Below are 22,319 nucleotides of genomic sequence, written 5' to 3'. Positions count from 1 at the left end.
TTCGAGCTATCAACCCGAATGCCCCACAAGCCTCCAAAGCCTCAAACCCAGCCATTGTTCTACGCCAAAATACTTACAGATTGCTAGCTAAGTTCCTTCAACCAGCTTTTGACGTAGCGAACCCAATCCCGTATATTGAAACTCCCCAAATCGATTTGTTGAGCAGGAAAGGAACTTCCATGAATAATTCAATGATCGAAGTGCGGCTTTTTGAGGCACTTCGTTCTGGTCAAAGCTCAATTGCTACTGAGATTCTAGAAGTACAGCCAGAGCTAGCACGGATGAGTTTCAATCCTTCTAATCCCGCAATTGCTAATGGCTTGGTGAGCCATCCAGAGCAATATGCAAATGCGCCGATTGGCCAGACCCCGCTACACATCGCTGCTTGGAATGGTGAACAGCGCTTGGTCAAGCAGCTCCTTGAACTTGGGGCTGACCCCAATGCGCGTGATCTGCATGGTGGCACGCCACTGCATGCGATGGTACGCTGGGTCACCCGACCTGATATTGTCGACATGCTATTGGAACGAGGCGCAGATATTAATCCAGTTGATCATGCTGGGCAAACACCATTACATTTGGCTGCTAGTTGCATTCGTCGCCCAGGTCATCAATGGGGCAATCATCCAGATCTGTGCTCCTATTTGATCGCAAACGGCGCAATGATCGATATTTTCTCAGCAATCATCCTTGATCACGACGATCAGGCAGCGACACTGCTCAAGCAAAATCCTGAGCTAGTACACACCCGTACAACTGGCAATCAGACCCATCCGCCAGCTGCCACACCTTTGCATGTCGCTGCCGATCGGGGCAATCAAGCCATGGCTGAGTTGCTATTAGCGTCTCATGCCGATCCCAATAACCTGGATGCTCGTGGTCGTTCACCGTTATATTTGGCTGCTCATGCTGCCGGAACCCGCAAACGGCAAGCAGCACCTGAACTCACAGCCTTGTTGTTGACTCATAGCAATGCTGCGCCGATCTTGGCTGCTAGTTTGCTTGGCACTGAGCCAGCCTTGCGTGATCTGCTAGCTCAATCTGCGGCTAACATTCAGGTCAGCGATCAAGGGGGATATACTGCCTTGCATTTGGCGGCATGGAATGGTCAAGTTGAGGCGATTGCTGAATTGTTGGCGCATGGTGCCGATATTGCTGCACGAACCAAACGCAACGAAACCGCCCTGCAACTTGCTGTTGCTTATGATCACAATGCCACTGCTGCGATCTTGTTGGATCATGGGGCAACGCCCGATGTGTTTATTGCCGCAATGCTTGGCCGCACTGATCTCTTGGAACAATTGCTGAAGCACAATCCTGAGGTGGGCAGCACTCCTAATCGGTATGGACGGACACCCTTACGACTCGCAGTTGAACGTGAGCAGACGGCAATTGTTGAGTTTTTGCTGGCTCATGGGGTGAAACCTGATTTGTGGATGGCGGCAGGTATGGGCGATCTAGCGAGGGTCGAAGCCTTAGTCGAAACTGATAGCCATGCGTTACACCAGCGCGATCAATGGGGCTATACTGCCTTACATTGGGCCAGTAAATCTGGTCAACTTGCGGTGCTCGAATATCTGCTTGAGCGGGGTGCTGGCTTAGAGCCGCGTGGTTCTGATGGTGGCACGCCGCTTACCTTGGCATTGTGGCATGAACAGTCGGCAGCAGCCCGCCTGCTGGTTGCTAGCGGCGCTGATATTGATGCACTAGACAATTGGGGTGGTTCACCACGTAATCAAGTAGCGGCGCTCAAGCACGTTAATTGAAATTGAATATGGCGCAACAGCAGAAATCTGTTGCGCCATTGAGCTTAAACTAGGGCCATTGCTCGCACGCCGTTGCGGAAAATTGCCATGCCTGGGCCTTCGAGATCAAGGCCGCGTCGTCGCCATTGTGGGTGATGTTGTGGTAAGAACGCTCGATCAGGGTGGGGCATCAAACCAAATACGTTGCCCGCTGGATTGCAAATGCCCGCGATCGCGTTTAATGCTCCATTGGGGTTAGCAGGATATTCCATGGTTGGCTGGCCTGCTTGATCGAGGTATTGCACCACAATTTGATTATTGGCTTGGAGCTTTTCGAGCGTAGCTTGATCGGTCAGAAATCGCCCTTCGCCATGGCCAACTGGCAAATCAAGCGTGCCACTCAAGCCTTGGGTAAAGACACACGGGCTAGCACTGTTGAGGCCCAATTTGATCCAGCGACATTCATAATGGCCACTGGCGTTATCGATTAAGGTTGCTTGACCAACTTTATCGCTGGGCAAAAGGCCAGTTTTGACCAACACCTGAAACCCATTGCAAATGCCTAGCACAGGCCGACCATCAGCCACAAAACGGCTCAGATCCTCGCGCAAACGATAGATCAGATCGACTGCCAACATGCGGCCTGCGCCAAGGTGGTCGCCATAAGCAAAGCCGCCTGGAATCAGCAACATGCCATAATCGGCCAATTGAATGCTGCCTTCAGCCAAACGGTTAACGTGAACCCGCTCGGCCTTGGCTCCCGCTAATTCGAGGGCTTCGGCGGCCTCGGCATCACAGTTAATCCCCGGTGCTCGCAGCACCAATACCTTTGTCATAATCAGAGTTCCTTATTGTGAAGGTCGATTATTCAAATGTTTATGTTCTATGCACTATGTTCGATTAACGTTCAATCACATGTTGTTGGCGCGAAGCGTGAATGCCAGCGCTGGCCAAATGCACCACCCACAGCACCAGCCCCGCAATTACCAGTAACGCAGGCTTGGTAAAATTGCCGCTGCTGCCGATTAAGCGTGGTAGCCAGAACGGCGCTCCCAGCAAGCCAAAGCAGATCAACGGTGATCCGATGCTGGCGGCAACGAGGGTTGGCACGGCAATTTCGGCGGCATAATAGCGGCTGGCAACCATGGCATAGAACAATAGTAATGAGCTTAGCCCAGCAAAAACCGCCATCAAGAGATAGAAATTAATCCCCCACGCTCCAACACTTTGGCTATAACGCCATAACCCAGTGCGAGCGGCCAGCCCTTGAATGATAATGTGATAGAGCACGAGCGCCACATACGCTATCACCCCAGTCAGGTAATGGCGCGTCCACCAATGTTGCTGTTGCCCAAAATACATCAATAACACTGGCAATGAGCCAATCCAACTAGCCGCCAGCAACGCATAGATTGGCACAGCATTACCAAACATGGTGATTGCTGCCACATTGTCAGGGTAGGTTAGGCTATACAAACGTTGCAAAATCGGCTCGGCTATGATGGTGCAATGGCCTGCAATCACCACCAGCAAATAGCGGTATGAGCGAAAGCGCAGCCACAATAAAATCGCTACGGCATAACAAATGACCGTAATTCCAATGAACATTGCTGCCATGCACCAAACCTCACGCTAATTTTTACGTTCGCTTGATGACCAATCGTACTCGTAAATCAAAATTTGGCCTTGTTTGATCGTCCAAAGCTGATCGCTCAGGCCATAATCGAGTTTGTAGGCATCTTGGGCAATTTGCATGGCAATCCGTTGCAAAATTTCAGGGTTGGCATCGCTGAAGCCAATCAAGAAATCGCGGTTGGGAATTCCCAGCACCAAGTTTCCAGGCAATAAATCGGCCCATTCGCTCAAAACATCGGTCAAGAGAATTCGCGCTGCATCATAGCCATCGCTGGTCGAGTAGATAAAGAGCATTTGATTGCCCTCGCCCACCACTTGAGCCATGCCAGGTTTGAGGGTTTTGGTGCGCAGGTTATCCACGGCTTTGGTGTAGATCGTGGTTTCGAGTACGCCCCAGGTTTTGAGATGTTCCTCGTTGATGTAGGCCACGCTCTCTGGCTCGTCGATCACATAGCACACGATCAAATCGGCTAGAAATGGTCGATAGACCAATTGGGGCAAATTTCGCTCGGCTACTTCGAGCAACATCGAAGCTGGCTTGATCATCGGATAAACCCGATCTTCCAGTTCATCCCATAGCTCTTGGCCGCGATCGGGTGCAAACGAGCGAACCGCCGCTTCGAGCGATTGCAAAATCGATTCAAGTTGTTCTGGTGAGCGGCGATAGGCCTTGTAAAAATGCTCTAGTTCGGAGACGACCGCCCGTCCATGCCAGCGAAAACGAATCTCCATGCTATCGCGGCTCAGTTCTTCAATGCCGCCAAGTTGCTCTAAACGCTCCTCGACAACATCGCCAAATTCTTCATCATCTAAAAGTGGCCGTTCTTCCATAACCCTTGTCCTTATTGTAGGTTAAAAGCCAAAGGCCTAGCGGGTTGAGCGCAATGGTTTATGACATTAACCCCAGCCAATATTCCCTTACCCCCAGCCCCTTCTCTCGCCCAGCAGGCGAGGGGGAAACCACTCCCCTCGCCCATCGCAATGGGAGAGGGGCTGGGGGTGAGGGGTTCAGATTGTTGCCAATGCAATGAACCTTTACAACGTGGAGCGCTAAGCCTTTGCCCATTTAGGCTTGCCATGCGGCCTTGAGGCTGGCCAAATCGCTGTCGATAATCGGCTGGCCAGCCAAATCATTGATGATCAGGCGTGGTTCAGCCAGCACTTGGCCGATTTTGGCATAAGCAATGTTGTTCAGTTGGGCTTCAAAATTAGCGGTTTGTGCTGGTTCAACTTCGACCAAGAAACGGGTGGTCGATTCGCTCCACAACAAGGCATCAGCGCTCAAGCTGCTTGATGTTGGCACTGCGCTTAATTCTAAGCTCAAGCCAAAACCGCCAGCAAAGGCCATTTCGGCTGCGGCGACCGCTAAGCCACCTTCGCTCAAATCGTGGCAAGATCGCACGCTATTGGCGCGAATCGCCGCATGCATGGCTTTGTGCACGCTTGGCGCGGTCGCCAGATTAACCTTGGGCAGATTGCCATTATCAATGCCGCCAACTAAGCCGCTGACGGCCCCACCCCGTTCGTCGTGAGTCAAACCAACCAAGTAGATCGCATTGCCAGCGGCTTTCGCGTCCATCGAGATTGTTTGCAACACATCGGGCACTAAGGCCATGGCCGAAATCAGCAAGGTTGGCGGAATCGCCACGCGCTTGCCTTCTGCATCGCGATATTCGTTGTTGAGCGAATCTTTGCCCGAAATAAAGGGTGTGCGATACGCCAAGGCTGCATCGTGACAACCAGCCGAAGCTCGTACCAAACCTGCCAAACGGTCAGGCAATTTGGGGTCGCCCCAACAGAAGTTATCCAAAATCCAGGTTTGTTCGGGGTCGCCGCCAGCAGCCACAATATTGCGTAGCGCTTCATCAACCGCTGCTAAGGCCATCCAATAAGGATCGATTTTGCCATACAACGGATTTAGGCCACAGCCAAGCACCACGCCACGGTTTGAATCGACCCGTGGTTGCAGCACCCCCGCATCGCCTGGGCCATCTTCGTTCACGCCAACCAAGGGTTTGAGCACGGTCGCTGCCTGCACTTCGTGGTCGTAGGTGCGCACGATGTTTTCGTTGCTGGCCACGATTGGCTGACTCAAAGTTGCCTTGAGCAAGGCATTGTGATCGATAGCGGCTGGTTGGGCGGCTGGCGCTGGGCTTGGTTGCCAATCAGCATTCAGCTTAAATTGCACCCCGCCGCTATGTAAAAAGGCCATATCCAGCTCAACCACGGTTAATTGGTTGTGCTTGACCGTCAGCACGCCGTCGGCGGTAAAGTGGCCAATCACGGTTGCCTCAACATCTTCGCCATGGCAAAGATCAAGCAAGGGTTGGACATTCTGCGGCGGCACGGAAACGACCATGCGCTCTTGGGCTTCAGAGATCCAAATTTCCCATGGTTGCAATCCAGCATATTTGAGCGGCACATCGCGCAATTCAACTACTGCGCCAGTTTCTTCGCCCATCTCGCCGACCGCCGAGGAAAGCCCGCCCGCGCCACAATCGGTAATTGCACTATACAAGCCTAAATCGCGGGCTTGCAACAACACATCGATTACGGTTTTTTCGGTCACGGGATCGCCGATTTGCACCGCAGCCCCAACCGTTTCAGCGGTGTCGTGGGTTAATTCCACCGACGAGAAGGTCGCGCCATGGATGCCATCGCGGCCAGTGCGTCCGCCGATTACCACAATTGCATCGCCTGCTTGAACGCCGCGTGGGTGGCTGCCGCGTGGGGCAATGCCCAGCGTGCCACAAAATACCAATGGATTAGCGGTGTAGCCATGGTCATACCAAACTGCCCCGTTGACATTCGGGATGCCGAGTTTGTTGCCATAATCGCGTACCCCAGCCACGACACCTTCGCGAATCCGGCGAGGGTGCAGCACACCTTGCGAAAGCTCGCTTTCTGGCAAATCAGGGTAGCCAAAACACAGCACATCGGTTACGGCGATTGGCTTGGCTGAAACCCCCAACACGTCGCGCACAACCCCGCCAACCCCGGTATTTGCGCCACCAAATGGCTCAAGCGCTGAAGGGTGATTGTGAGTTTCGACCTTGAAGGAAATTTCATACTGCTCATCGAAAGCCACAATCCCAGCATTATCGACAAATGCCGAGAGCAAGGCTTCGTTGCTAACAGCGTTGGTAGCGCTGCGCAAATAATGATTGAGTAAGCCATTGATTGTTGCGCCGTTGGCAGCATTGAGTTCAGCCAAGGCTGGGTGCAAAGCAGCATCAATTCCCGCATCCGAGGCCGATTGTTGATAGCTGATCGTGGCGCGGAAGGTTTTGTGGCGGCAATGCTCCGACCAGGTTTGAGCGAGGGTTTCCAGCTCGCCATCGGTTGGGTCGCGGCCTAAATCTTCAAAATAATCGCGAACTGCCTGCATTTCAGCCAAACTCAAGGCCAAAATGCCCTCACGGCTAATCCGTTCGAGTTCGCTATCGCTGACTCCGCGCAAAGCCACGCGGGTGATCGTGGGCGTGTGGGGAGCAGGGAGTTGTAATAAGTGTTGATAAAACTGCAAACGTTCAGCGCTACGAGCCTCAAGGGTAGAATAAGCAGTTTCAATCAAATCATTTAAAAGATGTTCACCAGCAAATTGACGCAAAACAGCTTCGTCTTGCACATCGGACACATAGACGCGACGCAGGGTTTTGGCCTGTTTCAAGCCATTAATCCCAATATGGCGTGCGCCAACTAAAATCGTCTCAGCTTCGTTATCGGTCACGCCTGGACGAAAGGCAATCTCCACTAATGCTCCAGCTTTGGGCGCAGCTAGCTCAGCATCAAGCGCTTGCCAGGTAGCAGTATGGGCAACGGGATCATGCAGTAATTCGAGGGTCAGGCGTTGGACATCTTCTGAGGAAAGATCGCCGGCGAGAAGGTACAGCCGTTCGTGGTTGTCGGCCTCGCGTGGGCAAACAGTGACCAAATATGCGGACACAATTGACTCCTGTTCGAGTGAACTCGTAGGCTATCGCGATTCTACCCGTCTCACGGATGAATGTCAAAAAGGCATTGTTAGGGATGAGGGGCCAGCTGTCAGGGGTCAGGGGCTAGATTGATATTTGATCCACGAAGAGCACAAAGAGCACGAAGATGAGGTTATTGGCTATAGGAACAACAATCTGAATAATCTGTGCAATCTGTGGCTAAAGATCAGCATTCGTGTAATTCGTGTAATTCGTGGCGAAAATGAAGCCTTCGTGTGCTTCGTGTAATTCGTGGCTAAAGATCAGCATTCGTGTGCTTCGTGTAATTCGTGGATCAAAGCTTAACCTGGCCCCTAACAACCGGCCCCTGACCTCTACATCACTTGATACGTTCTATGGTAGTATTTAACCACTTTTTAATTAACGCAAAGGAGCAACACGATGCTTCGTTCGCGCATGCTTGGTTTGTTGTTGGCCATCACGACCGCACTTTTTCTGTTGGTAGTCGGAGTTCTATTTTTTGGGGGTTCGGTGCGACCCGCCGCTGCCCAAAGCAATGGCTTGCGGGTTGAAAAAACCTTGCTCAAATCGAGCAATGTGGTGATGGTTGGCGAAACCCTGACCTTCGCCATCACGATCACCAACAACTGGCATACCACCGTGATCACCTTGCCAGTCGTTGATACCTATGATCGTTCGGTGTTGGGCTATATCAATGCCACTCCAGCCGAAGATACCCACAACGCCAGCACTGGTGTGATCAATTGGGACAACATTCTGGAAACGACTGGGCCATTAGCTCCTGGTGAGCAAGTGGTGATTTTAGTGCGCTTCACCGCCGAACATCCCTCGCCACGGGTGGTCAACCATGCTGCAACCCACGATGCCTACGATTCATTGGGCAATTTGGTGGGCGATGGCGAGGCCGAGCACGATAATGAAGCAGTTGGCGGTCAAACGCCACTCGAAAAAACACTTGATGATGGAGTGCTGCCCCAAGCTGGGCAACGCATCACCTTCACAATTCGGGTGCAAAATGCTGGTTTAGTTGATGTTGTGCGCTTGCCGTTGGAAGACACCTTTGATCCAACCGCACTGCAATTTATTGCATCGGAGCCAATGCCCGATATAATTGAGCCAGGCCGCCTAACCTGGGCGAATGTGCTAACCCCGCCACGCCCTATGCGCCTGCCACCTAACGAATTTATCTCAATCACGACAGTCTTTACGGCGCTCAAGGGGATTGAGCAAACCACCAATAGCGCTCGCGTGGTTGGTGCTGGCGATAGCTTTGGGAACGATCTCGCGCCTGCTGCCGACGATGTGCCAATTCGGATTATTGGTGCGCCTGGCACGCCAACCCCAACCCGCACGCCACGGCCAACGCCCAACGCCACGGCAATTAATCAAGTGACCGCTACGATTGCGGTGAGTGCGACCGAGGTGGTGATTACCACACCAACCGTTTCAATCAGCAGCACCGCCACGATTGAAGCAATTGCCACGCTTACACCCGAACAAGGCAGCGGCATTACTGCCACACCTACCGTTATTCCAGCAGTCTTGCCCGATACTAGTGCCGCCGCAGATCCACAGCACAATTGGTGGGTTGGTGCGGCAATTCTTGCTATACTATTGCTTGGGATTGGCCTCACTCAACGCAGTCGTGGATAAACTATGTTGCACATGCAAGGCATTCGTAAGCAGTTTGAACAAACAATCGTCTTACGCGAGATTGAACTAACGATCAATCGTGGTGAAATTTTGGCCTTGCTTGGCCCCAGCGGTTGTGGTAAATCGACCCTCTTGCGAATCATTGCTGGCCTTGAATCTGCTGATCAAGGCCAGTTGTTGTTGCATGGCCAACCGCTTAATCCCATTCCGATTCATCGGCGCAATTTTGGCCTGATGTTCCAAGATTGGGCGCTCTTTCCCCATCGCAATGTTGGCGAGAACATCGAATTCGGCCTGCGCATGGAAGGCATGGCTAAAATTCAGCGCCAACAGCGGGTCGCCGAAATGCTCGAATTAGTTGGCTTAGTTGGCTATCAACAACGCTCGGTTCTCGAATTATCGGGCGGCGAACGTCAGCGGGTGGCCTTGGCGCGTTCATTAGCGCCGCGACCGCAATTATTGATGCTTGACGAACCCTTGGGATCGTTGGATCGGACGTTGCGCGAACGCTTAACCGAGGAATTGCGCCAAATCATCAAAGCGGCTGAAGTGACGGCGATCTATGTAACCCATGATCAAAATGAAGCATTTGTGGTGGCAGATCGCTTGGCCGTGATGAATGCAGGCCAAATTGTGCAACTAGATACACCCCAAGCGATTTACCAACAGCCCAAAACCGCCTTTGTAGCGCGATTTTTGAGCCTGACCAATTTATTACCAATTGTGAAGCAAACCAGCCTTAGCTCTGAGTTACAGCTGGTCGAAACCAATTTAGGCCAATTTGAAATTCAAAGCTCGCAAACCCAAGCAGCCTATTTGCTGATTCGGCCTGAGGCGGCCCAGCTAGCGCCAAATGCAACGGCTAGCTATCGCGGCCAAGTGGCTGGGCAAAGTTTCCGTGGGAGCCATCAACGGATTGAGTGGCGCTATCAGCATGGGGTATTGCAACTCGATTTGCCGAGCAGCTATCAACTACACCAAGATCAAGACCTCGACCTAACATTTGATGCCCAGCAGCTTAGTCTCGTGCAGAGCGACCACTGACGACGGTTGTTTTGGTTTGTTGCTGCGATGAAAGTGTGCCAACCGATGGAATCGGCGTGTCCTTATCGACCAATTGGCTTAACGTTGAACCACAGGCAACACACGTCCACAACAACATCTTCCGGCCACGATTATATTTTTCAGCGCCCCGTTGCTCGCCAATGTAGCGACAGGGTGCATTACAATGAGGACAGTGCACCCTGTGACCTCCTTTTAACATTGTTTGTAATGTGTTATTTTTTGTTTCGATATTCTGATTGGCTATAAAGCACAGACTATGCCATTACCACGCCGCATGATATAGTTCCAGAGTCCCACCAAAATCGGCAGTATGGGGATATTAACATATTTTGCTCACGATTTGGGGGGATGACCAATGGTCTGTCAGCATTGTACGCCAAAATTGGGCCAATGTTGCCGATCACTTCAAGAACCGCTAGAATACAGGCATGAACCTAGTTTGGAGGCTTTATGGCATTGCAGCCAGATTCATCTGAGCAACCAACCCCTGCCGACATCGCCCAACGTTTGGCCGATGTTCCCTTATTTGAACAAATGCGGCCCGACGATTTAGCCTTCTTGGCCGATCACGCCCAGATTCAGCAACTTGAGCCGGCGGTGGTGCTTTCAGCCCAACAATCCAGCGAAAACGATCTGTATGTGGTGGTGCGCGGCCATTTGGAAGTGTGGCTCGACCCAAGCAGCCTTGGAGCCGAAGGGCCAGAGCGCAAACTCGCCACCTTGTTTGCCGATGAAATTGCTGGTGAATTGGCCTTGGTTGATGGCGGTGTGCGTTCGGCGCGACTCCAAGCAGGCGATGCAGGTGTGCGGGTGATTTGCATTTCGCAGGCTGCAATTCTCAATCGTTGTGAGCAAGATCCAATTTTTGGTTATCGTTTGATGCGCAATTTAGCAGCAATGTTGGCCTTACGTGCCCGCCTGACTGCCTTGAGTGCTCAAACCACTATTGCCTAGTGAGGGGGATTGACGTATGCACCGTTGGCGGCTCGCCTTTGGGCTAGGGTTGATACTTATCTGTGTGAGTTGGGCGAGTTGGCGCTGGCAACCGGTTGCCGCCCAAAACCCCGAAGATGATGATCAGCCGCCTGCCGTTGAACAACCATTGTGTTTTTCGAGCACTGGGTTTTGTATCAACGGGGCATTTCGGCGCTATTGGGAGACCAACGGCGGTCTAAGTCAATTCGGCTATCCAATTACTGCTGAAATTCGTGAAACAACCAGTAACGGCATTTTTACCGTGCAATATTTTGAGCGAGCACGCTTTGAATATCATCCTGAGCACTCGCGCCAGTTCGAGGTACAGCTTGGGCGTTTGGGTGCAGAACTCTATCGCATCGGCCATGAACGCGAAACTGCCCGCGCTGGTTGCCGCTATTTCGAACGCACTGGCTTTAATGTATGTGAGCCGTTTCGTACCAAATGGGAAACTGTGGGTACAACGCCAGGTGCAACCAGCCTCGAAATTTATGGCTTGCCCATTAGCCCATTGCTGGTTGGCCGCGATCCTGCTGGCAACCCAATTTCGTTTCAGTGGTTCGAGCGGGGCCGCATGGAATTGCACCAAACCAATTTGGTCGTGCTAGGTTTGGTTGGGGTTGAATATCGTCAGCGTGAGCAAGAGCCTCGCCCAACACCAACGCCAACCATTCCAGTTGTGCCGACCCAAGCGCCAATTGAGCCAACCGCGATTCCAACCGCAGTGTTGCCAATTCCCATCAATGTGCCATTCCCCGATCGGCCTTGTCATATCAATGTGCCAGCGCCAATCGAAGGCATTCAAGCATGGGCCACTTTGCCCGTGGTCAGCCCACCCGAAGATGAAGTGATTTGTGTGCGCTTGATTGTCAACGGCGAGGCGGCTCATCCAGCCTTTGTCAATATCTACCGCTATATTGGCAACGAACGGATTCCAGGCACGGGCCATACGACGGGACTTGATGGCACTGCCAGTTTTGTGTTCCATGTGCGTGATCTGCCGATTGGCACGATTCCGGTTGAAGTGGTTGCGACCTTTGAAGGCCGCGAATATCGCACTTGGACGAGTTTTATTCATCGCTAGCGTTATCACGATTGATCGATGGAACGACGCTGGGGTGAGTCTACCTCAGCGTCGTTGCGATCTTTAGAAGATAGTAATTATGGAAGCGAAAACCTTACCACCCATCCAACTCGAAGCTCGCTACGATAGCCGTGTTTGGGGCGGCAATCGCCTAGCCCAATGGCTGCACTTGCCCGCTGCCCCTAGCCCGCTGGGCGAGATTTGGCTCGTTTATGCTGAAAATCGCATCGCTGATGGTCCGTTGCAAGGCCAAACCTTGGCGGCAGCGGCTGAACGCTATGGGGCATTATTGCTTGGTAGCGTGCCATTTGAGCGCTCAGGCAGCCAATTTCCCTTGCTGGCTAAATTTATTGATGCTGCTGATCATCTGTCGGTGCAAGTGCACCCCGATGATACCTATGCCCACACGGTCGAGGCTGCCACTGGCTTCAATGGCAAAACCGAAGCATGGTATTTGCTGCAAACTGAAGCCAATGCTCAGTTGATTCATGGCTTTAATCGCCAAACCAGCCGCGAAGAATGTAGCCAATTGATCGCCAACGATCGCTTGCCTGAACTGCTGCGTTATGTGCCAGCCCACGCTGGAACCACAATTTTCGTGCCTGCTGGTACGATCCATGCGATTAACGCTGGCGTGATGCTGTTTGAAATTCAGCAAACCTCTGATCTGACCTATCGAATTTATGATTATGGTCGACCTCGCGAGATGCACATTGAACGAGCCTTGGATGTGCTGGATTATGCTGCATCGGCATCAGCTGAAACTCCGCCGACGCGACTTGATTCACGCCGAACGTTGCTGGTTAAGTGTCGCTATTTCGCCATGGAGCGTTGGCAATTGCATGGCCGCGTCGATTCGGCAACCTTGCCCACCAGCTTTGAAATTATCACCGTGATCGATGGCTCGGCCACCTTGCGCTCATTTCACGGAGTTTGGGAATTGACGCTGGGCACGACCTTGGTTTTGCCAGCAAGTTTGGGCGCATACACCTACGAAGTTGCCAACTCGGTGACCCTGCTGCGCTGCTATGTACCTACTGAGGAACTCTAATGCGTGTTTTGATTACTGGCATTACTGGGCCAGTTGGTAGTTTTCTCGCCGATTATCTGTTAACCTTGCCTAATCTCGAAATTCATGCGCTCAAGCGTTGGCGCTCCGATCCACGGCCAATTGAGCATTTGCAAGGCAAAGTAACCTTTCACGAAGGCGATATTGAAGATGCCTTTGCGATGGCGACGTTGCTGCGGCGAGTTCTGCCAGATCGCATTTTTCACCTTGCGGCCCAAAGCTACCCCAGCGCCTCATGGGATGCTCCAGTTACCACTTTACGTGCCAATACCGAAGGAACCCTGAATATTTTAGAGGCTGTGCGGGTTGCCGTACCTCAAGCTCGTGTGCATATTGCCTGCACCAGCGCCCAGTATGGCATCGTTAATCCGGCTGATGTGCCAATTAAGGAGAGCCACCCTTTGCGCCCAGGCAGCCCATATGGCGTGAGCAAAGCCGCCGCCGAAATGCTGAGTTTGCAATATCATCAATCATATGGCTTACATGTCGTAGTTACCCGCTCGTTTAATCATGTGGGGCCACGCCAAGGCGATCGCTGCTCGATTCAAACATTTTGCCAGCAAATGGCTGCAATTGAAGCAGGCCAGAGCGAACCAGTGATGCATGTTGGCAATTTGGAGCCACAGCGCGATTTCAGCCATTTCAGCGATGTGGCACGGGCTTTGTGGCTGCTGCTCGAAAAAGCGCCTGCGGGCGAGGTTTACAATCTTTGTTCGGGCGTGGCCACCCGCATTGGCGATATTGTGGAGTTGGTGCGGCGTTTTGGGCGTGTGCCAATCGAAGTTAGGCTTGACCCAAGCCGTTTGCGGCCTGTCGATGAGCCAATTTTACAAGGCGATAATAGTAAATTGCGCCAAGCCACAGGCTGGGAGCCACAAATTGGCATGGAGCAAATTGTGCAAGAAGTGCTGGATTTTTGGCGCGAACGCTACGGCATTTTGTAGCGACTAATCTGGTTGCCAAAATTAGTGCTCAGACATTTCTTGGCAATTGTTGTAGAGTTAACCGAGGGTTATCCGTTAAATATTAGGGGATGAAAATCTCTACTAGGATAAGTTTCCGCTGCAAACCACGGATTCCGTGGTTTATCGGACAATGATTGACCATCACCAATTGAAATTTAGGGGGTGCAGGGGAAGAAAACCCTAGCTCATACCACGCCGCATCACTGGCAGTTGGTGGCAGATCGGTCGGCATGCACCACGGGTCGGCATGCTGCCCATCCAGACCAGCAGCGTGGCCGTGAGCGGATACCGCCCTTAAAACGCCTGCACCACCCCGCGCCACTGGGGCTGCTGTGGCGTGACCAGCGTCGTCGGGGCCACCGATCGCGCTTGCCCATGAGGCCGCACCGTGCGATGGCGGGTAATCCGCATGAACGGATGTCAGCCATGGGCCTGAATTGCGCGATCGAGGGTCGATGACCACAGGCCGCGATCGGTCAGCACCAGCACCGTCTAGTCAGGAGGGATGTCGGACTGGATCAGGGCCAAGAGCCGCACCCACAGCGGATGTCAGGCCTGTTTCTGGCTGGCAGGCAGGATCGTCCACGCCACTGGAATGGCATTGTCGCGATAGACGACACTGATGGTCAAACCGCTGAAGCAATCGTGCAGAGGTGTGGCATCAAGGGTGAGGGTGAGCTGGGTTCCCATCCAGAGGCGCAGCACCCATGCGAGGAGCGGGGCAAAGCAGCTGGTGACATCGAGCGTTTACCGCTGGTCGCCGGCCACCATTCATAGAGGCGCTGTTCGATAGTATTGACCTTCTGCCCAAGCACGAGGGCAAACCACGTCGCAATTGTGCGTCGTCCACCGCTTCGGGTGTGGGCAATCCCGAAACTCCACCAGGCCAATCCACGGGCAAACGCGCGACTTCAGTGGGGAAAGGCGCTTGACACGACGGCTTCCCATGCTGATAATCCGGGATGACGCATCACGACCTCGCGAGGATTGATTGGTTGTTGACACCCCGATCATACCGCCGGTTCGGTAATGCGTCATCCCTTAATTCTTAAAAACCTACCCCGTAAGGGTTTTCATCCCCCTGCACCCTCTAATACGTATCTGGTCGATTATTATTATTTTTTTCAACCTCTGTATATCTGCCAACATCCACCAGCAATGATAGATAAAGCGGGCGCATGTTGGTTAAATCACACCTTTGGTGCTGGGAATCGCATCGCCCAAGCGGGGATCATGCTTGGTGGCGCTATCGAGTGCCCGCGCCAAAGCCTTGAACAAGGCTTCGGCCTTGTGGTGGTCGTTGCGGCCATATTCGATTTTCGCATGCAAATTCATTCGGGCATGAATCGCAATACTTTCAAACACATGCTCAACCAAATCGCAGGTCAAGCCACCGATACTGGGGTTGGTCCAGCTAAAGTTGAGCACATGAAACGGTCGGCCACTCAGATCAAGCGCGACAAATGCCAATGCCTCATCCATCGGCACATAGGTATGGGCAGTGCGAGTGATACCAGCCTTATCGCCGAGTGCCCGATCAATTGCCATGCCCAAGCAAATTGCCACATCTTCGACCGAATGATGATCGTCGATATGCAAATCACCATTGCAGGTCACTTCTAAATCAAATTGACCATGGCGAGCAAAACTCTCCAGCATATGGTTATACATCCCGATCCCCGTATTGATCGCCACTTGACCAGAGCCATCGAGATTGAGCGTGAGCTTAATTTGGGTTTCGCGGGTGTTGCGTTCGATCGTTGCAATCCGAGCCATAATCATCCTTTCGCTAAAGCTGCCTGATCGTACCTGCTCTGGCGATTTTTGCCAACCAGCCTTGATAACGATTTCACGCTAATAGCTCATCGCCATCTCATCAAATTTTCATCAGAATTTCAGATTAGCGCAGCATACTAGATTGGCCTGAATCATTGTTCAGGCATTAATTTGTGTAATGGATGGGCAATTATGAAGGTTAGCCTCAATCGTCGCTGGTTCCCGTTGTTGGGAGCTTTTGCTGCCTACATCGCTTGGGATCTCGTCGATCATCAAGTTCTCACGCCACGCTCGCCAGTGTGGCTGTGTTATTTGATCGATTGGGGCGTGGCTGGAATGGCAGGTTGGTCGATTTTTTTATTGCTTGAACGCCAATATCAGCATAAAAAACCACTGATCGATGCCAGCACAATCAATCTGCCGCCAGCAGTATTTGCCCAATTAACTCAAGCCGCCCAAGGCTTGCAGGGTGAAATTCAGGAATTGCAACAAGCGATTGGCAATTCGATCAACGAAGAGGGCATTCAACAACAGCGTAGTTTGCGCCAAGCTTTGGTCGCCAGCTATCGCGCCCAGGCAATTTTGGAGGAAGTTAGCGGCATCGTCGATAAGCCCCAAGTTGCGCCGCCGCCAGTTGAACAATTGATCACCCAGCGCTCCTAGGCTGTGGTAGCATAACAATCATATTTTGCTACGAGGCCGCTGATGATTGCGATCGATGCGCGTTTGAATGCCTACCGCCATGGTGGCATCGCCCAATACACTCAAAAATTGCTGACCTATTTGCCCAAAATCGCGCCTGAGCAACAATGGTTGGTGCTGGAACATCGCAAAAGCCCCAAGCCATTGGTGCTTGGCCCCAACATTCAGCGAGCACGTTTATTCACCCCGCCCCATCATCGCTTAGAACAAGTGCTTTTGCCCTTGGAAATTGGCCTGCGCCGCCCAAAATTGTTACACTCACCTGATTTTATTCCGCCGCTGTATCGCCCATTTCCTGCCGTAATCACTGTGCATGATTTGGCTTTTAAATTGTTTCCCGAAATTTTGGATGCCAATGCCAGCCGTTATTATGGCCAAATTGAGCGAGCGCTGGCCTCAGCCAATGCAATTATTGCCGATTCGTACAGCACCGCCAACGATCTCACTAATGTATTAAATGTTGATCCAGCGCGAATTGATGTGATTCATCTGGCGACCGATATGCAGCCAATCGCCCTAGCCGCCGATGCTCAACGCCACATTGGCAACAGCATTTGGCAGGCTGATCAATTTATGCTGTTTGTTTCAACCCTAGAGCCGCGCAAAAATATCCCAATGTTGTTGCGAGCCTTACGAATTGCAGTTGATCGCAAGCCGCAAGCTGGCTATCGCTTGGCTTTGGCGGGGCGACGCGGCTGGCTCGATAGCGAAATTTGGCAAACCCTGGCTGAATTACACTTAGAAGATGTTGTGACTTGGATCGATAGCCCTAGCGATGAGGAGATTCGCTGGCTGCTGAGTGCCTGTCGCTTGTATCTCAACCCCTCGCGCTACGAAGGCTTTGGCTTACCAGCCTTAGAAGCCTTGGCTTGTGGCGCGGCAGTAGTGGTTGCTGATGCCTCAAGTTTGCCTGAAGTGGTCGGCGAAGCTGGCCTCAAATTGCCAGTTGCTGACCCGCTAGCGTGGGCTGATGCAATTGAACGATTATGGGATGATGATGCAGCTCGTCAAGCTTTGCGTGATAAAGCTCCGGCTCAAGCAGCCAAATTTTCGTGGCAACGCACCGCTGAGCAAACCTTGGCCGTTTATCGGCGAGTACTTGATTAATCCCTTCACCCAGCCCCTCGCCCAAGGGGCTTTTGGTTTCGTGGTTCCCCCTCGCCTCGCGTGCGGGAGAGGGGGTGAGGGCATGTACTTCATCGCAAACGCAATCAACCATTACAAATACTAGTTAACGGGAGTTTGCAGGGTAAAGACAAAGCGTGCACCATGCTGGGGTTGGCTTTCAACCCAAACGTTGCCACCATGGGCCTCGATAATCGCCCGTACAATCGCCAAGCCCAAGCCCGCCCCGCCATAATCGCGCGAACGCGATTTCTCGCCGCGATAGGTGCGCTCGAAAATATGCGGCAAATCGTCGGGCTGAATGCCTTCGCCTGTGTCGCTGACTTCAACATGCACGGTTTGGTTGATTGTTTGGGCCTGAATGGCGATTGTGCCGTCGCTCGGCGTGTGGCGCAGCGCGTTGCTAATCAAGTTATACAACACTCGTTGCAATTTGGGTGCATTCATCAGCACCAAATCGGCTTCAGGTGCAACGCTGCCACGCAATTGCACGCCATGAGCATCAGCATGCGGCTGTAAGTTACTCAACGTATCAGAGATTAAATCGCCCAGCGAGGCGCGTTCTAATTCCAAACGCAACACCCCAGCATCAAGTTGAGCCATCTCGAATAAATCATCAACTAAGGTGCTTAGGTTGGTCAGTTGGGCATTGGCCGAATTAAGGTAGCGCTGCTGCATGGCTGGCTCAGTTACCACACCATCAGCTAAAGCCTCGATCATCGCCCGCACTGCTGTCAGCGGGGTACGCAAATCGTGCGAGATCGCTGCAATCAAATCGCGCCGCGATTGCTCAAGTTCGTGTTGGCGCTCAGCACTTTGGGCCAGTGCATCGGCCATCTGGTTAAAATCAGCGGCCAAGATACTGACTTCATCGTTGCCATGCTCAGGAATTCGCAAGGCCAAATCGCCCTTGGCGAGGGCGGCGGCTCCCGCACGAACCTCGGCCAAACGCGCTACCAGTACATTCCCGACAGCAATGCTAAACCCCAAAGCCAGCACCAACATAAAAATTAAGACCAACAAGAGCAATGGCAAATCGTGGTCGGTACTGATAAACATGGCTCGCGCAACGCCCTGCAACAAGGCCGCAACCAAAATTCCGCCAAGGCCAATTGCGGCGATAATTTGCGCCCGTAAACTGCGCAACAGCGAGAGCATGCGGCTTTGCAAGGCGACAATTGCCACGATGCCCGCGCCAAAGCCCAGCGAGCCAAACAGCTTGACGATGCCTTCTAATTCGCTCATTGGCAGCATCAAGCCAAAGTGGCCGACCAAGCTTACCAAGCCCAACGCAATTGCCAAGGTTAGCAACAAGAGACTCGACTGATGCAAAAAACGTCTCATTGTTCGCCTGCGCAGAGTTTGTAGCCCACGCCCCAAACCGTTTGCAGATAGCGCGGCGCGGTTGGGTCATCTTCGATTTTTTCACGCAAGCGCCGAATGTGCACCGTCACAGTGCTGGTATCGGCAGAAAATGTATAGCCCCACACCAATTCCATCAACTGGTCGCGGGTAAACACGCGCTCACGATGGCGTGCCAAAAAATAGAGCAAATCAAACTCACGCGCAGTCAGGCTGATTGATTTGCCCGCCACTTGCACATCACGAGTGCGCGGATCGACCCGCAGTGAGCCAAGTTCAATCGGGCGTTCGTCGGGCGGCGGAGCATCGGGCTGCGGCTGAACACGACGCAACACCGCCTCCACCCGCGCTACCAATTCGCGGGGGCTAAATGGCTTGACCACATAATCATCAGCGCCAACACCCAAGCCGATGATTCGATCATTCTCCTCGCTTTTGGCGGTGAGCATAATCACCGGAGTGCGGCGGTCGCTCTGCAAGCGCCGACAAACTTCCAATCCCGTCACTTTGGGCAACATCAGATCAAGCACGACCAAATCGGGTGGTTGCTGACGCGCCAAGCGCAAAGCGGCCTCGCCATCGCTAGCCTCAAGCACGGTATGGCCTTCGCGCCGCAAATACAAGCCAACCACCTCACGAATATTCGGTTCGTCATCAACCACCAAAATATTGGCCATAACTAATCCTTTTTTAGAGGTCAGGGGCTAGGAGTCAGGCATTAGGATATTGATCCACGAAGGACACAAAGAGCACGAAGGGCTGTTGTTTCGCCACAGATTGACCCAGATTTGTTTGATTATCCCTATATGCCGATCGACCTGATCCCTAGTCCCTGACCCCTGATCCCTATATTCTTTTTCCCTTCATCCCTCATCCTTCATCCTTCATCCTTACAAACATTCTACTGGATTGGCGCAACTGCCATCAAGACTTGATATTTTTCGCACCAAATAACCACGTTGGAGTAGAGCGCAGGATCAAAATCGGCGGGCAGGCTATAGTTTTGGTTGCCCTCGGAGCCTTTGAGTTTGCCCAATTCGAGGTAGCCCGCTTGTAAATCGCTGGGTTGATTAATTTCGGCTGCCTTAGCGACAAAAATATACATATCTGGACCGGCTTCAACAAAGAAATCACTGAGGCGCAACAAATTGCTGCCATCGGGCTGTTGATAGAGCGTTGCCATTCCGCCACTTTTGTGATCGATTCCGCGAAAACTACCCGATCCCAATACCACTGGCTCAGCTGGCACAACGGTTGACTCAACCCGCGATTCGGTGGTTGGCTCAACGGTTGCGGTTGGCTGCATCATGTCATCAGCCGTTGGCATTGCGGTTGGCTGCATCATGTTGTCGGTCATCGACATCGCATCGGTTGGTTGCATCAGATCGTCGGTCATCGACATCGCATCGGTTGGCTGCATCAGATCATCGGTCATCGACATCGCATCGGTTTGCATCATGCTATCCATGGTTGGTTGAGCTGTAACCATGGCTGCGCTGCTAGTGGTTGGAAAAGGCTCATCGACCTTGGTTGGGGCCGTACCACAGGCCGTTAATAAGCCAAAAATAATAATCGTTGCTGAATATCGCAATTTCATCGCTGCTAACCTCCATAAAATGTCATAGTCTAGTTATAACCGCCAGCACTTAACCAAGCCTTGCCAAAAACTTACAAAACCCTAAACAAACCCACCCTAGAACTAAAGACTGATATGCAATTATTGGCATAGCGATATACTAATTCAATCAACATTCCAATCTCAATCGCCAGAAGAAGGAGCCGTAATGGCTGAAACAACCAGAAAGCAACCGAGCGGCATGCTCGCATTTAGCATTATGTGGTTTGGCCAGGTCGTTTCATTGCTTGGCAGCTCCATGAGCAGCTTTGCCCTCACGATTTGGGCTTGGCAAATTACAGGTCAAGCTACAGCCTTAGCCTTGGTAGGTTTTTTCTCATTTGCCCCAAGCATTATTGTTAGCCCCTTCGCGGGAGCCTTGGTCGATCGCTGGAATCGTAAGCTGGTGCTGATTTTGAGCGATTTAGCCACAGGTTTATCGACGATCGCCATTTTATTGCTCTACCACAACGATGCACTGCAAATTTGGCATTTGTATGTGGCTGGAGCATTTGCCAGTATTTTTCAATCGTTTCAATGGCCAGCCTATTCGGCAGCAGTTTCGACGATGTTGCCCAAGCAGCACTATGCTCGCGCCAGCGGCATGATGTCAATGGCGGAATCGGCAGCGGGGATTGTCGCGCCAGCCCTAGCCGGCTTTTTGCTAACCGTAATGGGGATCGGCGGCATCTTGATTATTGATATCGTGACCTTTGTGTTTGCCGTCAGCGCTGTACTTTTTGTTAATATTCCCCAGCCAACCCAAAGTGAGGCAGGGGCGCAAGGCAAGGGCAGCTTATGGAGCGAGGCTGGCTTTGGCTTTCGCTATATTTTGGCACGCCCCAGCCTTTTGGGCTTGCAACTAACCTTTTTTATGATTAACTTCGTTGGCTCGTTTGAAGCGACCATGACCGCCCCCATGATTCTGGCTCGCACCGATAGTAACTCGGCAATTATGGGCACGGTGCAATCGGCCATGGGCATTGGTGGAGTGCTCGGCGGCTTGATTCTCAGTGTCTGGGGTGGCCCCAAGCGCAAAGTTCATGGCGTGCTCGGTGGCATGGCGCTCTCCAGCTTTTTTGGCGGCATTCTCATGGGCTTGGGCCAAAATACGCTGGTCTGGTCGATTGCGGGCTTTGGGTTGCTGTTCGTGCTGCCAATGTTGAATGGCTCGAATCAAGCGATTTGGCAAGCCAAAGTGCCCCCCGATATTCAAGGGCGGGTGTTTGCAGTCCGCCGCATGATCGCCCAAATTTCGGGGCCAATCGCAATTTTGATCGTTGGACCATTGGCCGACAAAGTGTTTGAACCACGTATGGCAGTTGGCGGCGCTTGGGTCGAGATGTTCGGCAGTTGGGTTGGCAGTGGCAAAGGGGCAGGCATCGCTTTGATTATGGTCTTGAGTGGCATTGTTGGCATTGCAGTAGCCGTGATCGCCTATGGCGTGCGGGTCGTGCGCCATGCCGAGGACCTGATTCCTGACCATCAAGATAGCCCAAGCAGCAGCCCTGAATTGCAAGCCGAACCAGCCTAAAATTGACAATCAATGAGACAAAACTTGTTACAATCAAATCGATTGATATGCTTCTAGT

19 protein-coding genes are annotated in these 22,319 nt (G+C 52.4%); 10 read left to right on the top strand and 9 right to left on the bottom strand.

Translation table 11 applies throughout. From position 1 onward, the window contains the following. Positions 1 to 179: 179 nt before the first annotated feature. Entirely contained in the window at positions 180 to 1,766 is a 1,587-nt protein-coding gene (locus ABEB26_RS03625; RefSeq protein WP_345720586.1) for an ankyrin repeat domain-containing protein, read from the top strand. Positions 1,767 to 1,810: 44 nt separating this feature from the next. Here ABEB26_RS03625 and purQ read toward each other — a convergent pair whose 3' ends face one another. From purQ to purL, 4 genes are all read right to left on the bottom strand, one after another. Next, positions 1,811 to 2,581 (bottom strand): phosphoribosylformylglycinamidine synthase I, encoded by a 771-nt coding sequence (purQ, locus tag ABEB26_RS03620; protein WP_345720585.1) that lies wholly within the window; start codon positions 2,579 to 2,581, stop codon positions 1,811 to 1,813. 64 nt (positions 2,582 to 2,645) lie between these two features. Beyond that, positions 2,646 to 3,362, bottom strand: coding sequence for a hypothetical protein (locus ABEB26_RS03615; RefSeq protein WP_345720584.1), 717 nt, complete (start codon positions 3,360 to 3,362; stop codon positions 2,646 to 2,648). Between the two features lie 15 nt (positions 3,363 to 3,377). Next, positions 3,378 to 4,211: a DUF1444 family protein gene (locus ABEB26_RS03610; RefSeq protein ID WP_345720582.1), complete on the bottom strand. Its 834-nt coding sequence runs from the start codon at positions 4,209 to 4,211 to the stop codon at positions 3,378 to 3,380. Positions 4,212 to 4,446: 235 nt separating this feature from the next. Next, the gene (gene purL / locus ABEB26_RS03605; protein ID WP_345720581.1) at positions 4,447 to 7,326 is read right to left on the bottom strand and encodes a phosphoribosylformylglycinamidine synthase subunit PurL; all 2,880 of its coding nucleotides are present in this window, start codon (positions 7,324 to 7,326) and stop codon (positions 4,447 to 4,449) included. Between the two features lie 430 nt (positions 7,327 to 7,756). Between purL and ABEB26_RS03600 the strand changes: the two genes are divergently transcribed. Continuing rightward, entirely contained in the window at positions 7,757 to 8,989 is a 1,233-nt protein-coding gene (locus ABEB26_RS03600) for a hypothetical protein (RefSeq protein WP_345720580.1), read from the top strand. Positions 8,990 to 8,992: 3 nt separating this feature from the next. Then, positions 8,993 to 10,033: an ABC transporter ATP-binding protein gene (locus tag ABEB26_RS03595; protein ID WP_345720578.1), complete on the top strand. Its 1,041-nt coding sequence runs from the start codon at positions 8,993 to 8,995 to the stop codon at positions 10,031 to 10,033. Here the strand turns inward: ABEB26_RS03595 and ABEB26_RS03590 are convergent. Then, complete coding sequence (locus tag ABEB26_RS03590; RefSeq protein WP_345720576.1) at positions 10,008 to 10,232, bottom strand: hypothetical protein; 225 nt, start codon at positions 10,230 to 10,232, stop codon at positions 10,008 to 10,010. The two genes, ABEB26_RS03595 and ABEB26_RS03590, sit on opposite strands and share 26 nt — an antisense overlap. A 272-nt stretch (positions 10,233 to 10,504) precedes the next feature. Between ABEB26_RS03590 and ABEB26_RS03585 the strand changes: the two genes are divergently transcribed. From ABEB26_RS03585 to ABEB26_RS03570, 4 genes are all read left to right on the top strand, one after another. Then, entirely contained in the window at positions 10,505 to 11,008 is a 504-nt protein-coding gene (locus ABEB26_RS03585; protein WP_345720575.1) for a cyclic nucleotide-binding domain-containing protein, read from the top strand. Between the two features lie 16 nt (positions 11,009 to 11,024). Next, positions 11,025 to 12,113, top strand: a complete 1,089-nt coding sequence (locus tag ABEB26_RS03580; RefSeq protein WP_345720574.1) for a hypothetical protein — start codon at positions 11,025 to 11,027, stop codon at positions 12,111 to 12,113. A 79-nt stretch (positions 12,114 to 12,192) separates the two neighbouring features. After that, complete coding sequence (locus ABEB26_RS03575; RefSeq protein WP_345720573.1) at positions 12,193 to 13,164, top strand: type I phosphomannose isomerase catalytic subunit; 972 nt, start codon at positions 12,193 to 12,195, stop codon at positions 13,162 to 13,164. Next, a complete protein-coding gene (locus ABEB26_RS03570) occupies positions 13,164 to 14,126 on the top strand; it encodes a GDP-mannose 4,6-dehydratase (RefSeq protein ID WP_345720572.1) in 963 nt (320 codons plus the stop codon). Before ABEB26_RS03575 ends, ABEB26_RS03570 begins: the two co-directional genes overlap by 1 nt. 1,206 nt (positions 14,127 to 15,332) lie before the next feature. Here ABEB26_RS03570 and hisB read toward each other — a convergent pair. Continuing rightward, positions 15,333 to 15,923: an imidazoleglycerol-phosphate dehydratase HisB gene (gene hisB / locus ABEB26_RS03565; protein ID WP_345720571.1), complete on the bottom strand. Its 591-nt coding sequence runs from the start codon at positions 15,921 to 15,923 to the stop codon at positions 15,333 to 15,335. Positions 15,924 to 16,115: 192 nt separating this feature from the next. Here hisB and ABEB26_RS03560 point away from each other — a divergent pair, with 192 nt between their 5' ends. Together ABEB26_RS03560 and ABEB26_RS03555 are read left to right on the top strand one after the other, a co-directional pair. Then, entirely contained in the window at positions 16,116 to 16,586 is a 471-nt protein-coding gene (locus ABEB26_RS03560) for a hypothetical protein (RefSeq protein WP_345720570.1), read from the top strand. Positions 16,587 to 16,628: 42 nt separating this feature from the next. Beyond that, entirely contained in the window at positions 16,629 to 17,732 is a 1,104-nt protein-coding gene (locus ABEB26_RS03555) for a glycosyltransferase family 4 protein (RefSeq protein ID WP_345720569.1), read from the top strand. A 120-nt stretch (positions 17,733 to 17,852) separates the two neighbouring features. Here the strand turns inward: ABEB26_RS03555 and ABEB26_RS03550 are convergent, their stop codons facing one another. The 3 genes from ABEB26_RS03550 to ABEB26_RS03540 form a co-directional block, all read right to left on the bottom strand. After that, positions 17,853 to 19,094, bottom strand: a complete 1,242-nt coding sequence (locus ABEB26_RS03550) for a sensor histidine kinase (RefSeq protein ID WP_345720568.1) — start codon at positions 19,092 to 19,094, stop codon at positions 17,853 to 17,855. Next, positions 19,091 to 19,789: a response regulator transcription factor gene (locus ABEB26_RS03545; RefSeq protein WP_345720567.1), complete on the bottom strand. Its 699-nt coding sequence runs from the start codon at positions 19,787 to 19,789 to the stop codon at positions 19,091 to 19,093. The genes ABEB26_RS03550 and ABEB26_RS03545 overlap by 4 nt, the downstream gene beginning before the upstream one ends. A 224-nt stretch (positions 19,790 to 20,013) precedes the next feature. Next, complete coding sequence (locus ABEB26_RS03540; protein WP_345720565.1) at positions 20,014 to 20,709, bottom strand: DM13 domain-containing protein; 696 nt, start codon at positions 20,707 to 20,709, stop codon at positions 20,014 to 20,016. A gap of 187 nt (positions 20,710 to 20,896) precedes the next feature. On the opposite strand from ABEB26_RS03540, the gene ABEB26_RS03535 reads away from it, so the two are divergent. Beyond that, positions 20,897 to 22,261 carry an MFS transporter gene (locus ABEB26_RS03535; RefSeq protein WP_345720564.1) on the top strand — a complete coding sequence of 455 codons (1,365 nt, stop codon included), beginning with the start codon at positions 20,897 to 20,899 and terminating at the stop codon, positions 22,259 to 22,261. Positions 22,262 to 22,319: the final 58 nt, after the last annotated feature.

Origin of the sequence: Herpetosiphon gulosus (assembly GCF_039545135.1) — a bacterium.
Classification (GTDB): Bacteria; Chloroflexota; Chloroflexia; order Chloroflexales; family Herpetosiphonaceae; genus Herpetosiphon; species Herpetosiphon gulosus.
This window is presented reverse-complemented; position numbering and strand designations above follow the sequence as displayed.

Coding starts and splice junctions, on each gene's coding strand:
- ABEB26_RS03550 (WP_345720568.1), bottom strand. CDS start 19,094: ATGAGACGTTTTTTGCATCAGTCGAGTCTCTTGTTGCTAACCTTGGCA.
- ABEB26_RS03595 (WP_345720578.1), top strand. CDS start 8,993: ATGTTGCACATGCAAGGCATTCGTAAGCAGTTTGAACAAACAATCGTC.
- ABEB26_RS03600 (WP_345720580.1), top strand. CDS start 7,757: ATGCTTCGTTCGCGCATGCTTGGTTTGTTGTTGGCCATCACGACCGCA.
- ABEB26_RS03545 (WP_345720567.1), bottom strand. CDS start 19,789: ATGGCCAATATTTTGGTGGTTGATGACGAACCGAATATTCGTGAGGTG.
- ABEB26_RS03610 (WP_345720582.1), bottom strand. CDS start 4,211: ATGGAAGAACGGCCACTTTTAGATGATGAAGAATTTGGCGATGTTGTC.
- ABEB26_RS03535 (WP_345720564.1), top strand. CDS start 20,897: ATGGCTGAAACAACCAGAAAGCAACCGAGCGGCATGCTCGCATTTAGC.
- purQ (WP_345720585.1), bottom strand. CDS start 2,581: ATGACAAAGGTATTGGTGCTGCGAGCACCGGGGATTAACTGTGATGCC.
- ABEB26_RS03570 (WP_345720572.1), top strand. CDS start 13,164: ATGCGTGTTTTGATTACTGGCATTACTGGGCCAGTTGGTAGTTTTCTC.
- ABEB26_RS03625 (WP_345720586.1), top strand. CDS start 180: ATGAATAATTCAATGATCGAAGTGCGGCTTTTTGAGGCACTTCGTTCT.
- ABEB26_RS03560 (WP_345720570.1), top strand. CDS start 16,116: ATGAAGGTTAGCCTCAATCGTCGCTGGTTCCCGTTGTTGGGAGCTTTT.
- ABEB26_RS03580 (WP_345720574.1), top strand. CDS start 11,025: ATGCACCGTTGGCGGCTCGCCTTTGGGCTAGGGTTGATACTTATCTGT.
- ABEB26_RS03555 (WP_345720569.1), top strand. CDS start 16,629: ATGATTGCGATCGATGCGCGTTTGAATGCCTACCGCCATGGTGGCATC.
- ABEB26_RS03575 (WP_345720573.1), top strand. CDS start 12,193: ATGGAAGCGAAAACCTTACCACCCATCCAACTCGAAGCTCGCTACGAT.
- ABEB26_RS03615 (WP_345720584.1), bottom strand. CDS start 3,362: ATGGCAGCAATGTTCATTGGAATTACGGTCATTTGTTATGCCGTAGCG.
- ABEB26_RS03540 (WP_345720565.1), bottom strand. CDS start 20,709: ATGAAATTGCGATATTCAGCAACGATTATTATTTTTGGCTTATTAACG.
- hisB (WP_345720571.1), bottom strand. CDS start 15,923: ATGGCTCGGATTGCAACGATCGAACGCAACACCCGCGAAACCCAAATT.
- ABEB26_RS03585 (WP_345720575.1), top strand. CDS start 10,505: ATGGCATTGCAGCCAGATTCATCTGAGCAACCAACCCCTGCCGACATC.